Here is a 12933-nt window from a genome sequence, read left to right as displayed (position 1 = left end):
CGCGGATGAGCTTCCGCTCACCATTTGTATTCGAAGCCGACCGTACCCTGGTGCAATGTGAGCTCGTTGCGGAACTTGCCGTCGTAATTGACGTAAAGCCGTGCCACGTTGGTCAGGCTGAGCGAAGCCGAGGCACCGGCATCCGCGCCGTAACGGCTCTCGCCGATGCCGGGCACCACGATGCTCTGGGTGCCCAGGCTGACCTGAATGGATCCCAGGTCCTGGTGGACATTGTCGACGAACTTGCCGTAGGCGGAGAGATCCAGAATCTTCTGATCGAAGATGAAGTAGCGGCCGATCTCGGCGCCGATCATCACGCGTGCGCGGGAGAGCGCCGTCGAGCCGACGTTGAGCGGGTCGAGCCCGCCGGCCTCCTGGAACGCGGCGCTGGAGGCGCGCACATATTCCAGCGCGCCCTTGGGCACGATGCGCATCTGGTCCTTGGTCCAGTAATAGCTGATCTCGGTCAGCGCACCGTCGACCGCGCCGCGATAGCCGGCGGTGGCAAGGCCAAGACCGGTGTCGCGGCTGGAATGGACCTTGCCGAAGCCGTGCACCACCGCAAAGGCCCAGGTCCAAGGGCCCTTGTCCACCGAGCCGTTGAAGCCGAGCTGAGTGAGATCGAGTGTTGCGGACTGCAGCGCGAGCGGCACGTCGATGTCGGTGTGGCTCTGGTCGATGGAGAAGCCGATATTGACACCGGGCGCGAGCCGCGCGCCGAAGCCGGCGACGCCGCCAAACGTCCTGCGCTTGTCGCCGACGAAGTCGCCCTGCGCGTCGGTCCGGACCGAGATGCCGTAGCCCTCGAACCAGGTACGGTAGCGCGGATCTTTCGTGCTCGCGGAGGCACCGCTGCCTCCGGGATTGGTCCGGAACGATCGGTTGAAACCATTGGCGGCCTGGTTGCCCAGCCGCTCCAGAAATCCCGAGCCGAAATTGAGCATGCTGTTGCCGGCCGACTGATCGTAATTGATCGCCGTCGGCAGCGGGATCGGCGTCGGCGACGGTGTGGGCGTCGGGGTCGGAGTGGGTGTCGGACTTTGCGCGAGGACGGACGTCGCGGCCGACATTGTTACGACCAGTGCAAGCGCCGTACCTGCCAAGGTCTTGGCTGCAAAGGTCTTGGCTGCAAAGGTCTTGGCTGCAAAGGCCATGGCTGCAAAGGGCCTGGCTGCAAAGGTATTGCCGACCGCTGCCGCGATCCGGCGGACGCGGTCCAGCCCGATCGTCTGCCGTGTCCCGGACGGCTGCGAGGTGCAGCGCATGACGACTAAATCCCGAAGCAAAGGGCGGCCCGCAAAAATGCAACACGAGCGGCTCGCGCCGTGTGACGATTTGTGCCGAACTGCAACGGAGGGTCAACCGGTTGGCCCGCAGCCGCCGAGGCTATTGCCCTCCATTGTGGTTCCGCGGCCACAGGTCGCAAATAGCAGACGATGGTACCCGCCCCGGCCTTGAAATTCGCGCTCTGCTTGCTAACGCGCGATTTTCATGTTGCAATATCGGACACAATCGGAATTGGCCGCTCTGCTGTGCGTTTCGCGACATTGAGACTCAAGACTCGAACAGACTTCCGGAAGCCCGTTTGTGGCGTGGCACGTGAAAAGCGGCCGCGTCTTTTTTTATCTAGTGGAGGAGACTAGCGATGCCGCAAAAGGGCACCGTCAAATGGTTCAACCCGACCAAGGGCTATGGGTTCATCAAGCCGAACGGCAGCGACAAGGACGTGTTCGTCCATATCTCCGCCGTCGAGCGTGCCGGACTCTCCACCCTCAACGAAAACCAGGTGGTTGAATTCGACCTCGTGGAGAACCGCGGCAAATCATCCGCGGAGAACCTCAAGGTCTCCTGATTTCTCTCGCGTCTGACAAGCGAGAGATCATGACGTTGCCCCCGGCTCCGGCCGGGGGATTTTGTTTGGGAACCCCCAATTTCTTGCGGATGGACTTTACCCGCATTCCCGGTTATATTTCCGGAAATATCTTCACAGGCGAGCCGTGGCAACGAAATCCCAGCGAAAGGCCACCCGCACCCATCGACGCCGCGCCGCGGCGCGCGGTCTGGTACGAGTTGAAGTCCAAGCCGCCAAGAAGGACGCGAGCCTCATCCGCGCCCTGGCGGAAACTCTGCGCGACAAACCGGACAGAGCCGCTGCACTTCGATCGACGCTCGCCAGCGCCCTCCTCGATCCCGACGTCAAGACAGCCTTTGACGTCTTTGGCTCCGAGCTTCCCGATGAAGCCTTCGACGGAGTGTTCGATCAGCCGCGGCGTGACGGCTGGCGAGAGGTCGACTTGTGAAATTTCTGGTCGATACCAACGTCATTTCCGAAATACGAAAGCGCGAGCGTGCCGACCCAAACGTCATTCGTTGGGTCAATCAGACTCCGGCCGCGGATATCGGAACCAGCGTTTTGGTCCTGGCCGAAATTCGCCGAGGCATTGAACTGAAAAGGCGAAGCGATCCGCTCCAGGCGAAATCTCTCGACCGATGGTTTTCACAGATGAGGACACGACTCGCCGAACGGGTTCTTCCCATCGATGAGACCGTTGCCGAGACTTGGGCCCTTCTTGGAATTCCCAATCCGCTGCCGCTCGTCGATAGTCTGCTCGCCGCCACAGCGAAGGTCCACGGCTTGACACTGGTGACGCGCAACATCGCCGATATTGAATCGACCGGAGTAGCTCTGCTCGATCCGTTTGCCACGCCGTGAGCGATAGACGGATGATTAAACGGTCGGAATATTTCTCTGTCGCCAATGACACCAAGTGGCGCGAACTGCGGGAGGCAGTGCTCGATCTTGCCCCGCGCTATCGACCTCGCACAATCTTGAAACGCATCCGACTTGCCGGAGAGGAAACGACCGCGGCATTCCGCGTCTACGGATATTTGCGCAATGGCGAGGTAGCAGGTTACGTCGAGCAAGCCTGAGGTGCCCGGCTCAGCTCACCACCGGCGACACCAGAAAATTCTCCGACGCCGCGCTTCCGTCCGTCCTGCAGACATCACCTTCGATCCGGACCTTGCCGGTCGCGAGCAGCCGCAGCGCCTCGGGATAGATACGATGCTCGACTTCGAGGATGCGCTCCGACAGCGTATCCCCCGTGTCGTGGTCGCTGACGGGCACCGCGCCCTGCATCACGATCGGGCCGGCGTCGGTCTCGGGGATGACGAAATGCACCGTGGCGCCCGACAGCTTGACGCCGGCGCGCAGGGCCTGGCCGTGCGGATCGAGGCCGGGGAAGGACGGCAGCAGCGAGGGATGGATGTTGAGCATCCGCCCGTACCAGGCCGTGGTGAATTCCGCCGTGAACAGGCGCATGAAGCCACCGAGACAGATCAGCTCGATGCCGTGCCGGTCGAGCGCTGCTTGCAGCACCTTCTCGAAACCGGCGCGGTCCTTGCCGAACGGCTTGCTCTCGATCACCTCGGTCTTCACGCCGCTCGCCCTGGCCCGTTCGAGTCCGGGCGCATCGGGCTTGTTCGAGATGACGAGCGATATCTCCGCCGGGAAATCCGGAGCGGCGGCGGCCCTGATCAGCGCGGCCATGTTGGAGCCGCGCCCGGAGATCAGGATGGCAACACGGCGCTTCATCACAGCGCCAGATCGAGGTGGCCGTTATAGACGACGCGGTGCTCGCCCTCGGCAGGGATGACGGTGCCGAGCTGCGCCACGGTCTCGCCGGCATCGGTGAAGACTTCGACGACCTTGTCGACCTTGTCGGGCTCGACGATCGCGATCATGCCGATGCCGCAATTGAAGGTGCGCAGCATTTCCAGCTCGGCGATGCCGGCCTGCGCGGCCAGCCATTTGAATACCGGCAGGACCGGCAGGCGTGCGAGGTCAATGCCGACGCCCAGATGCTTGGGAAGCACGCGCGGGATGTTGTCGGTGAAGCCGCCGCCGGTGATATGGGCAAGCCCCTTCACCGCGCCGGTCTCGCGGATCGCGCGCAGGCAGGATTTGACGTAGAGCCGCGTCGGCGTCAGCAGCGCGCCGCCGAGCGTCATCACGGGCGCGAACGGCGCCTGCGCCCCGAAGCCGAGGCCGGACTGTTCCACGATCTTGCGCACCAGCGAGAAGCCGTTGGAATGCACCCCCGACGAGGCGAGCCCGATCACGGCGTCGCCCGCCGCGATGTCCTTGCGCGGCAACAGCGTACCGCGCTCGGCGGCGCCGACGGCAAAGCCGCCCAGGTCATAATCGCCGTCCTTGTAGAGGCCGGGCATCTCGGCGGTCTCGCCGCCGATCAGGGCGCAGCCGGATTCGCGGCATCCCTCCGCAACGCCTGCGACGATCGCGGCGGCGGCCTCGGGATCGAGCTTGCCGCAGGCGAAATAGTCCAGGAAAAACAGCGGCTCGGCGCCCTGCACCACGAGGTCGTTGACGCTCATGGCAACGAGGTCGATGCCGATGCCGCCATGCAGCCCGGTCTCGATCGCGATCTTGACCTTGGTGCCGACACCGTCGGTCGCGGCCACGAGGACCGGGTCCTTGAAACCGGCCGCCTTGAGGTCGAACAGGCCGCCGAAGCCGCCGATCTCGGCGTCGGCGCCCGGCCGTGCGGTGGCGCGCACCATCGGCTTGATCAGGTCGACGAGGCGGTTGCCCGCGTCGATATCGACGCCTGAATCGGCGTAGGTGAGGCCGTTTTTGCGGTCGGTCATGCCCGATTTCCAGTGGGTTTGCGGCTGGTTACGTCGAATTCCGGGGACACGCAATGGCTCGCATGGCGCCCCGCCCTATACTATGTAGATATCAACCGGTTCAGCCTCCCGAGGGGGTCGGATTCGAGGTCAGGCCGGGTGCCGGGAAGCGCTTTCGTGAGTATTCCGAACATCATTACCCTGGGCCGCATCATGCTGGTCCCGATCATCGTCTGGGCCATCGTGTCGAGCCAAATGGAGGTGGCATTCGCCGTCTTCCTGATTGCCGGCATCAGCGATGCCGTGGACGGCTTCTTGGCCAAGCGCTTCAACATGACGAGCGAGCTCGGCGCCCTGCTCGATCCGCTCGCGGACAAGGCGCTGCTGGTCTCGATCTACATGGCACTCGGCATCTGGGGTGCGATCCCGCGCTGGATCGTGATCCTGGTGGTCTCGCGCGACATCATGATCGTCGCCGCGGTGATGGTATCCTGGCTGTTCGACCGGCCCGTCGAGATGAAGCCGTCGAAGGTGTCCAAGCTCAACACCGTGGCACAGGTGGCGTTCGCGGCGCTGGTGCTGGCGGCGCTTGCCTTCGGCTTCAAGCCGGCACCTTATGATATCATCCTGATGGGCCTCGTCACGGTCTTCACGCTCTCCTCCGTGTCGCTCTATCTCGTCGAGTGGCTGCGGCACATGAGCACGATCGAGGCCAAATGAGCCGGGGATGCGGCCCCGCAAAAGGCCAAGTCCCGCACGATCAAGTCGAACCTCTTCAAACGGGCCGGCGCGCCGGCATGGAGCAAAGCAAGCGTGGCAGGCCGCGTCCATCCCCGACAATTGGCGTTCTCGCTGCCGCATGCGGAGAGCCTCAGCAGGGACAACTTCCTCGAAGGCCCCGCCAATGCGGCCGGTCTCGGCCTGATCGACAGCTGGCCGGAATGGCCGAACCGGATCATGTGGCTGGCCGGCCCGGAAGGAAGCGGCAAGAGCCATCTCGCCGCGATCTGGGCCGAGGAAGCCGGCGCCCGCTCGACCACGGCCAATTCACTGACCGCGGCAGGCGTTCCGGGCGCGCTCGCCACCGGCGCGCTGGTGGTCGAAGATCTCAAGGCCGGCGATTTTGACGAGCGCGCCCTCTTTCACCTGATGAACCTCGCCCGCGAGGACGGCGCCTACGTCCTCCTCACCGGACGCGAGACGCCGGCCTCGCTGGAGATCGAGCTTCGCGACCTGCGCTCGCGCCTGCGGGCTGTTCCGGTGGTCGCGCTGCTGCCCCCCGACGACCAGCTCTTCCGCGGCCTGATCGTCAAATTCTGCGCCGACCGCCAGCTCACCGTGGACGAGAGCGTGGTCGGCTACCTCGCCACCCGCCTGGAGCGCTCCTCGGCCGCCGCCCGGCAGGCCGTGGAGCTGCTCGACAGCGAAGCCCTGCGGCTCGGCCGCCCCGTCACCCGGGCGCTTGCCGCCGAGCTGCTCCGGGACGCCTGATCGGCCCGGGGCTGCCAGAGCCACCTGAGGCCCGCTTGACGCGGCGAAACAGCGGAACATCAATGTCATCGAAACGTCATCGGTGTAACACATGCTCCCCGGGGTTTTGCGCATAAGTCGCAAAGTGAGGCGAGACAGGATGGACCGACTTCTGATGGACTCTGCGCAAGCCATTGAAACCAAAGAACAACCACCGGTGGCCGAGGGGCTACCGGCGATCGCGTCCAGCCCCGAACGGTTCATCAACCGCGAGCTGTCCTGGCTGCATTTCAACCGCCGCGTTCTGGAGGAAGCGGTCAATCCCAGCCACCCCGTGCTGGAGCGGGTGCGATTCCTGTCGATTTCGGCGAATAACCTCGACGAGTTCTTCATGGTCCGCGTCGCAGGCATCAAGGCCCAGGTGCGCGAGGGCATTGCCGAGCGCAGCCCCGATGGCCTGACGCCGTCGGAGCAGCTCGCACTGATCAACCGCACGGTCTCTCAACTTGCCTCCGACCAGCAGGCGATCTGGCGCGACCTGCGCGGCGCACTGGCCGAAGTCGGCATCGTGCTGATCGACGGCAAGGAAGTCACCAAGGCGGAACGGACCTGGATCGAGGACTACTTTCTCAACAACGTCTTTCCGCTGCTGACCCCGCTCGCGATCGATCCGGCCCACCCCTTCCCGTTCATTCCGAGCCTCGGCTTCACCATGGCGCTCCAGCTCACGCGCGCCGCCGACGGCAAGCAGATGAACGCGCTGATCCGCATGCCGGGCAAGATCGACCGTTTCATCCGCCTGCCGGCCGAAGGCACGGTGCGCCTGATCTCGCTGGAGCAGGCAACCGCCCTGTTCATCAACCGCCTGTTCCCCGGCTACAATCTGCACGGCCAGGGCGCTTTCCGGATCATCCGCGACTCCGAACTCGAAATCGAGGAAGAGGCGGAGGACCTCGTCCGCCTGTTCGAGACCGCGCTGAAGCGCCGCCGGCGCGGATCCGTGATCCGGCTCGAGATCGACGCCAAGATGCCGGAGGAGCTGCGCAGTTTCGTGCAGCATGCGCTGTCGGCGGCCGACGACGAGGTGTTCCTGGTCGACGGCGTGCTCGCCATGAATGAACTCTCGCAGCTCACGCGCCTCGACCGGCCTGACCTCGAATTCACCCCTTACGTGCCGCGCCACCCCGAGCGCGTGCGCGAGCATGCGGGCGACATCTTCGCCGCGATCCGGCAGAAAGACCTCATCGTCCATCACCCTTATGAATCCTTCGACGTGGTGGTGCAGTTCCTCCAGCAGGCCGCGCGCGACCCTGATGTCGTCGCGATCAAGCAGACGCTCTACCGCACCTCCAACAACTCGCCGATCGTGCGCGCGCTCGCGGAAGCGGCGGAAGCGGGCAAATCCGTCACGGCGTTGATCGAGCTGAAGGCGCGCTTCGACGAAGAAGCCAACATTCGCTGGGCGCGCGATCTCGAACGCGCCGGCGTGCAGGTGGTCTACGGCTTCCTCGAATTGAAGACGCACGCAAAACTCTCGATGGTCGTGCGCCGCGAGGGCGGCAGCCTCAGGACTTACATCCATACCGGCACCGGCAACTATCACCCGGTCACCGCGCGCATCTACACCGATCTCTCCTATTTCACCTCCGATCCGACCATCGGCCGCGATGCCGCGCGCGTGTTCAATTTCATCACCGGCTATGCCGCGCCCAGCGACCTCGAGAAGATGGCGGTGTCGCCGCTGACGCTGCGCAAGCGTATCATCGAGCACATTCAAGGCGAGACCGCGCATGCGCGGCACGGCCGGACCGGCGCGGTCTGGATGAAGATGAACGCGCTGGTCGACCCCGACATCATCGACGCGCTCTACGAGGCCTCCCAGGCCGGGGTCCAGGTCGAGCTCGTGGTGCGCGGCATCTGTTGCCTCAGGCCCGGCATCCCCGGCCTGTCGGAGAACATCCGGGTCAAGTCGATCATCGGGCGCTTCCTCGAACACGGCCGAATCTACTGCTTCGGCATGGGCCAGGGGCTGCCGAGCGCGAAAGCGGCTGTGTATATCTCGTCGGCCGACATGATGCCGCGCAACCTCGACCGCCGCGTCGAAGTGCTGTGCCCGCTGCAAAATCCCACGGTGCATCAGCAGGTTCTCGAACAGATCATGGTCGCGAACCTGAAGGACAATGAGCAGAGCTGGCAATTGTTGCCGGATGGGTCGTCAACGCGTATGAAGACCGCGAAGGGCGAGGAGCCTTTCAACGTCCACAACTACTTCATGACAAATCCGAGTCTGTCTGGCCGTGGAAAGTCGCTCAAGGAATCCTCGCCGCGTCGTCTCACGCGCCGGAACGAACGCCATCAATCCTGATCGGGGATTTGCGACGTGAAGCGGCCGCGCAAGCGCGGCTCTAGCGTCGCGGTTATCGACATCGGCTCCAACTCGGTCCGTCTCGTCGTCTACGAGGGATTGACGCGGAGCCTCATCCCGATCTTCAACGAGAAGACGCTGTGCGGCCTCGGGCGCGAGGTGCAGAGCACGGGTCTGCTCGCGCCCGACGCCGTCGACAAGGCGCTGACCTCGCTCAAGCGCTTCCGCGCATTGTGCCGCGTGATGCAGGTCGGACGCGTGTTCGCGATTGCGACCGCGGCCTGCCGCGACGCCTCCAACGGCCCCGACTTCATCGCCAAGGCCGAGCGCATCTGCGCGGTGAAGATCGAGATCCTGTCGGGTCCGCGCGAGGCACGGCTGTCGGCGCTCGGCGTGATCTCCGGCATCCATCTGCCCGACGGCATCGTCGGTGACCTCGGCGGCGGCTCGCTCGAGCTGATCGATGTGCGCAAGAACACCGTGCGCAGCGGCGTGACGCTGCCGCTCGGCGGCCTCGCGCTCCAGGACCTCGCCCACAAATCGCTCAAGCGCGCCGATCGCATCGTGCGCGAAGAACTCGACGAGGTGCCGCAGCTCACCGCGGGCCGCGGCCGCACCTTTTATGCCGTCGGCGGCACCTGGCGCGCGCTCGCGCGCATCCACATCATCCAGAGCGGCTATCCGCTCCAGGTGATGCACGGCTATTCGATTTCGGCCGCCGAGGCGCTCGACTTCTCCCGCCGTCTCCGGCGCCTCGCTGCCGCCGACATGCTCGCCGACATCGAGATCGTCGCCGATGCGCGGCGCCCGCTCCTCACCTATGCGGCGCTGGTGCTCGAGCACGTCATCCGCGTTGCAAAGCCGAAGAACATCGTGTTCTCGACCTTCGGTGTGCGCGAGGGCCTCCTGCACGAGAAGCTGCCGGAGGCCGCACGCAACGAGGACGGGCTGATCTGCGCGGCCGAGGAGCTGAATCAGTTGCTGTCACGCTCGGCGAAACACGCCCGCGAGCTGATCGCCTGGACCGACCGCCTCGTGCGCGTCGTGAAGCTGCGCGAGACCGAAGAGGACCGCCGCCTGCGCCATACCGCGTGCCTGCTGTCCGACATCGGCTGGCGCGTGCATCCCGACCATCGCGGCGAGCAGACGCTCAGCCTCGTCGTCAACGGCAATTTCGGCGCGATCACCCACACCGAGCGCGCCTTCGTCGGCCTGTCCGTGTTCTATCGCTATGCCGGCCTGAGCGAGGAAAACCAGCCGCCGACCAACATGCAGGAGCTGCTGACGCCGGCCCAGCTCGAACGCGCGCGCCTGCTGGGCGCTGCATTCCGCGTCGCGCATCTGATCTCGGCGGCGCGTCCGGGCGTCCTGCCCGCCACGCATTTCCGCAGCGTGGGCCGCAAATTGATGCTGGTGTTCGAGCACCGGCTCGGCGACCTCGTCGCCGACCGAGTCGGCAGCCGCTTCCGTCAGCTCGCCCGCCTGATTGGCCGCGCCGGCTCGATCGTAAGGCGCTGACAAACAGAAGCAGTGCAACGCTGCCTGGCCCGTCGGGGCGTGCAACGAGCAGGCCGGTCACGCCACGAGGTGGCGGCTGTCCTCCGGCGCGACGATGGCTTTCAGTCCGCCGAGTTCGGAATCGGTGAGAACAAGCTGCCATCCATAGGCGCTGAGCACATCCTGAACGATCGCGAGGCCGAGACCGGCACCTTCGCCGCGCTCATCCAGCCTTACACCGCGTTCGAGCACGCGGGCACGTTCAGCGGAAGCGATTCCCGGGCCGTCGTCCTCGACCGAGATCGCCGGATTCGCGCAGGCCTCGGCGCCAATACGCACCTTGCTCGTGGCGTGACGGGCGGCATTTTCCAGGAGATTGCCGAGCACTTCGGCCAGATCAGTGCGATCGAGCGGCACGCTCGGCTCGCCGGTTATGAAGGTCTCGAATGCGAGCCGCTGGGCAGCCGGCGTGCGCGCCAGCGTGAGCACCAGGGATTCGACAAGCGGTCTGAGGGGCGTGGAAATACCGCCGCGCTGTCGTGCCGTCCCCCGCGCCCGGGCGCGCGCCAGCTCGCGGTCGACGTGTCGGCTCATCGTATCGCCGACGGCTTCGATTGCCTGGGCGACGTCCCGCTCGCCTCGCTGACGCAAACGCGCGACATCGGCCGCGAGTGCGGCGAGCGGCGTCTTCAGCCCATGCGCCAGGTCAGCGGCGCGGCTGCGCGAACGCTCGATCTCGCGCTCCTGGGCGTCGATCAGGCTGTTCACCTCCTCCACCAGAGGCTTCACCTCGGCAGGGACATCGACGGGGAGATGCTTGCGTTGCCCGGAGCGGACGTCAGCGACACCGCGGCGAAGTGCGTCGAGCGGACGCAATCCCAGTCCGACCTGGATCGAGGTGGCCGCCGCCAGCACCAGCCCGAGCAGGCCGAGCGCCAGCGCCAGCTCCCTGGCGAATTGCGAGCCGGCGGCCGACACGCGGGCGAGATCGGCCGCCACAGCGACGCGCACCGGCGCGCGGCGGTCGCCGACCGTGAGCAACACGCGGCGCTCACTGACCAGGAGCCGCGTGTTCGCGGGCCCCAGGATAACATGATGGTGCAATTCCCGCGGCGACAGCTCATCCTGCGGTAGGTCCAACGCCGCGTCCCACAGCGAACGCGAACGCAGCACCTGACCGGCGTCGTCCGATACTTGCCAGTACAAGCCCGAAAGAGGATCGGCAAAACGCGGGTCGGCCGGCGGCCGGCCCACCACCAGCTTGCCCTGTGCATCGGCGTCGATACCCGCGACGAGTTGCTTCAGATAGATGTCGAGGTCGTCGCCGATGGTGCGCGTGACGTGGCGTTCGAACAGCAGCGTCAGCCCGGCGCCGGCAATGGTGAGCGCGATCAGGATAGCCACGAGTCCGCCAGCGACCAGTCGCAGCCGCAGCGAGCCCCAGCTCATGGCGGCGTCTCCGGTACCAGATAACCGAAGCCGCGTCTGGTCTCGATCAGATCGGCACCGAGCTTCTTGCGCACTCGGCCGACCAGCACCTCAAGCGCGTTCGACTCGTGGTCCTCGCCGTGGCCATAGACGTTTTCGTCGAGCTCCTGCTGCGACACCACGCGGCCGCGGTGGTGCAAGAGAAAAGCGATGAGGCGGTATTCCAACGGCGACAACGCGACGGGTGCGCCGCGCAGCGTCACCTTCATCTGACGCTCGTCGAGCTCGACGTCGCCGGCGACAATCCGTGGGGATGCATGCCCCGCCGAGCGGCGCACGATCGAGCGCAGCCGCGCCAGCAATTCCTCCATGCGAAACGGCTTGGGCAGGTAGTCGTCGGCGCCCGCGTCGATACCATCGACGCGCTCGGCCCAGCTGCCGCGCGCCGTCAGGATCAGCACCGGCATCGACCGTCCGTTGGCGCGCCAGCGCTTGAGTACCGCCAGACCATCCATGCCGGGCAAGCCGAGATCGAGGACGACGGCGCCGTAGTCCTCGGTGTCACCGCGGAACCAGGCTTCTTCGCCGTTGCGAACGGTCTCGACCACATAGCCGGTCGCGCCTAGCGCCTTTTCCACATCGGCCGCGATCCGTCGGTCATCCTCCACTAGCAGCAGGCGCATCACTTCTCCTTGATGCGTTCGATCTCGCCGCTGCGCGCGTCCACGTACGCTTCGTAGAGGCGGCCCTTGTCGTCGACGAGGCGAAATTCATAGATCCAGCGACCGCGCTCACGCTCTATTTCGACGCCGGCAACCTCGCCCGGCAGCTTACCACGGACGGATGCGAGGATGTCGGCGAGCGACTTGATTTCGCCCGCCTCGACCGCGCGGCGCACCGCGTCGGGCGCGCCTTTATCGTGGTCGCTTGCTGCCGCAGGCACCGACGCGAGCAGAACTACCGCCAGCAATGGCACCGCCAGGAATTCCAAGAAGCGAGATGGTTGCATTGGTAAAGTATGGCCTAAACGACCTTACAGATCGCTGACGTGGATCAACAGGGGCCCGTCGGGCGGCGGCCCGCCCGCCAACGGCTCTTTTTGGACCGGGCGCACGGTCCCCCATTGGTCGCTTGGCTGACAATTCACTGACATGACCCAACAGGCGGCAGTCAGGGCTCTTCTGCCAATGTCCGCGCATTGCCTCGCCGCATGATGTGGCCGGGCCACCCACACCGGAGAGAACCGTGCGCAAGATCACCATCTTCACTGCTGCCGCCGCCGCCCTGCTCGCAGCGGCCGCGACCGCTCATGCCGGCAGCCTCGGGCGTCCCTGCACTGCAGCCCCGGCGACCCGATGGCTGCCGCTCGAAGAACTGCAGGCCAAGATCGAAGCCCAAGGCTACAAGGTTCAGAAGGCCAAGCTCAAGAATGCCTGTGGCGAACTCTATACAATCGACAAGTCTGGCACCCGGGTCGAACTGTTCGTCGATCCGACCAGCGGCCAGATCATCGGTCAGCTGTAAAG

Annotated in this window: 15 protein-coding genes; 9 read left to right on the top strand and 6 right to left on the bottom strand. The window is 65.3% G+C overall.

The window, feature by feature from the left end; translation table 11 throughout:
* Positions 1–17: 17 nt before the first annotated feature.
* The gene (locus tag ACSHT2_RS00995) at positions 18–1265 is read right to left on the bottom strand and encodes an autotransporter outer membrane beta-barrel domain-containing protein (RefSeq protein WP_440639989.1); all 1248 of its coding nucleotides are present in this window, start codon (positions 1263–1265) and stop codon (positions 18–20) included.
* A 380-nt stretch (positions 1266–1645) separates the two neighbouring features.
* On the opposite strand from ACSHT2_RS00995, the gene ACSHT2_RS00990 reads away from it, so the two are divergent.
* The 4 genes from ACSHT2_RS00990 to ACSHT2_RS00975 all read left to right on the top strand — a co-directional run bounded on the left by ACSHT2_RS00990 (position 1646) and on the right by ACSHT2_RS00975 (position 2931).
* Positions 1646–1852, top strand: coding sequence for a cold-shock protein (locus tag ACSHT2_RS00990; protein ID WP_027576280.1), 207 nt, complete (start codon positions 1646–1648; stop codon positions 1850–1852).
* A gap of 145 nt (positions 1853–1997) precedes the next feature.
* The gene (locus ACSHT2_RS00985; RefSeq protein ID WP_155251979.1) at positions 1998–2300 is read left to right on the top strand and encodes a hypothetical protein; all 303 of its coding nucleotides are present in this window, start codon (positions 1998–2000) and stop codon (positions 2298–2300) included.
* Entirely contained in the window at positions 2297–2713 is a 417-nt protein-coding gene (locus ACSHT2_RS00980; protein ID WP_440639988.1) for a type II toxin-antitoxin system VapC family toxin, read from the top strand. The genes ACSHT2_RS00985 and ACSHT2_RS00980 overlap by 4 nt, the downstream gene beginning before the upstream one ends.
* A gap of 11 nt (positions 2714–2724) precedes the next feature.
* The gene (locus ACSHT2_RS00975; protein ID WP_440639987.1) at positions 2725–2931 is read left to right on the top strand and encodes a DUF6678 family protein; all 207 of its coding nucleotides are present in this window, start codon (positions 2725–2727) and stop codon (positions 2929–2931) included.
* A 10-nt stretch (positions 2932–2941) separates the two neighbouring features.
* Here the strand turns inward: ACSHT2_RS00975 and purN are convergent, their stop codons facing one another.
* Both purN and purM read right to left on the bottom strand, forming a co-directional pair.
* Positions 2942–3595, bottom strand: a complete 654-nt coding sequence (purN, locus tag ACSHT2_RS00970; RefSeq protein ID WP_440639986.1) for a phosphoribosylglycinamide formyltransferase — start codon at positions 3593–3595, stop codon at positions 2942–2944.
* Positions 3595–4668, bottom strand: coding sequence for a phosphoribosylformylglycinamidine cyclo-ligase (purM, locus tag ACSHT2_RS00965; RefSeq protein ID WP_440639985.1), 1074 nt, complete (start codon positions 4666–4668; stop codon positions 3595–3597). Before purM ends, purN begins: the two co-directional genes overlap by 1 nt.
* Before the next feature lie 156 nt (positions 4669–4824).
* Here purM and ACSHT2_RS00960 point away from each other — a divergent pair, with 156 nt between their 5' ends.
* From ACSHT2_RS00960 to ppx, 4 genes are all read left to right on the top strand, one after another.
* Positions 4825–5367, top strand: a complete 543-nt coding sequence (locus tag ACSHT2_RS00960) for a CDP-alcohol phosphatidyltransferase family protein (RefSeq protein ID WP_279666055.1) — start codon at positions 4825–4827, stop codon at positions 5365–5367.
* A 93-nt stretch (positions 5368–5460) separates the two neighbouring features.
* Positions 5461–6138 (top strand): chromosomal replication initiator DnaA, encoded by a 678-nt coding sequence (locus ACSHT2_RS00955; RefSeq protein WP_440639984.1) that lies wholly within the window; start codon positions 5461–5463, stop codon positions 6136–6138.
* Between the two features lie 154 nt (positions 6139–6292).
* Complete coding sequence (locus ACSHT2_RS00950; protein WP_440643018.1) at positions 6293–8482, top strand: RNA degradosome polyphosphate kinase; 2190 nt, start codon at positions 6293–6295, stop codon at positions 8480–8482.
* A 15-nt stretch (positions 8483–8497) separates the two neighbouring features.
* Positions 8498–10000, top strand: coding sequence for an exopolyphosphatase (gene ppx / locus ACSHT2_RS00945; protein WP_440639983.1), 1503 nt, complete (start codon positions 8498–8500; stop codon positions 9998–10000).
* A 57-nt stretch (positions 10001–10057) separates the two neighbouring features.
* Here ppx and ACSHT2_RS00940 read toward each other — a convergent pair whose 3' ends face one another.
* Genes ACSHT2_RS00940 through ACSHT2_RS00930 form a run of 3 tightly spaced genes read right to left on the bottom strand, consistent with a single transcriptional unit; the run spans position 10058 to position 12416 of the window.
* Positions 10058–11428: a sensor histidine kinase gene (locus ACSHT2_RS00940; RefSeq protein ID WP_440639982.1), complete on the bottom strand. Its 1371-nt coding sequence runs from the start codon at positions 11426–11428 to the stop codon at positions 10058–10060.
* On the bottom strand, positions 11425–12090 hold the full coding sequence (locus ACSHT2_RS00935) for a response regulator transcription factor (RefSeq protein ID WP_440639981.1): 666 nt from the start codon (positions 12088–12090) through the stop codon (positions 11425–11427). The genes ACSHT2_RS00940 and ACSHT2_RS00935 overlap by 4 nt, the downstream gene beginning before the upstream one ends.
* Positions 12090–12416, bottom strand: coding sequence for a PepSY domain-containing protein (locus ACSHT2_RS00930; protein ID WP_440639980.1), 327 nt, complete (start codon positions 12414–12416; stop codon positions 12090–12092). The genes ACSHT2_RS00935 and ACSHT2_RS00930 overlap by 1 nt, the downstream gene beginning before the upstream one ends.
* A 236-nt stretch (positions 12417–12652) precedes the next feature.
* Here ACSHT2_RS00930 and ACSHT2_RS00925 point away from each other — a divergent pair, with 236 nt between their 5' ends.
* Entirely contained in the window at positions 12653–12931 is a 279-nt protein-coding gene (locus ACSHT2_RS00925; protein ID WP_440639979.1) for a PepSY domain-containing protein, read from the top strand.
* Positions 12932–12933 lie beyond the last annotated feature (2 nt).

This window comes from Bradyrhizobium sp. PUT101 (assembly GCF_052043945.1).
Classification (GTDB): Bacteria; Pseudomonadota; Alphaproteobacteria; order Rhizobiales; family Xanthobacteraceae; genus Bradyrhizobium.
Note: the sequence above shows the minus strand (reverse complement) of the source record. Positions and strands in the feature narration are given on the sequence as shown.

Bases quoted from the DNA above. Each gene is read 5' to 3' on its own strand.
- ACSHT2_RS00995 (WP_440639989.1), bottom strand. From the start codon at position 1,265: ATGCGCTGCACCTCGCAGCCGTCCGGGACACGGCAGACGATCGGGCTG.
- ACSHT2_RS00935 (WP_440639981.1), bottom strand. From the start codon at position 12,090: ATGCGCCTGCTGCTAGTGGAGGATGACCGACGGATCGCGGCCGATGTG.
- ACSHT2_RS00990 (WP_027576280.1), top strand. From the start codon at position 1,646: ATGCCGCAAAAGGGCACCGTCAAATGGTTCAACCCGACCAAGGGCTAT.
- purN (WP_440639986.1), bottom strand. From the start codon at position 3,595: ATGAAGCGCCGTGTTGCCATCCTGATCTCCGGGCGCGGCTCCAACATG.
- ACSHT2_RS00940 (WP_440639982.1), bottom strand. From the start codon at position 11,428: ATGAGCTGGGGCTCGCTGCGGCTGCGACTGGTCGCTGGCGGACTCGTG.
- ACSHT2_RS00975 (WP_440639987.1), top strand. From the start codon at position 2,725: ATGATTAAACGGTCGGAATATTTCTCTGTCGCCAATGACACCAAGTGG.
- ACSHT2_RS00930 (WP_440639980.1), bottom strand. From the start codon at position 12,416: ATGCAACCATCTCGCTTCTTGGAATTCCTGGCGGTGCCATTGCTGGCG.
- ACSHT2_RS00950 (WP_440643018.1), top strand. From the start codon at position 6,293: ATGGACTCTGCGCAAGCCATTGAAACCAAAGAACAACCACCGGTGGCC.
- purM (WP_440639985.1), bottom strand. From the start codon at position 4,668: ATGACCGACCGCAAAAACGGCCTCACCTACGCCGATTCAGGCGTCGAT.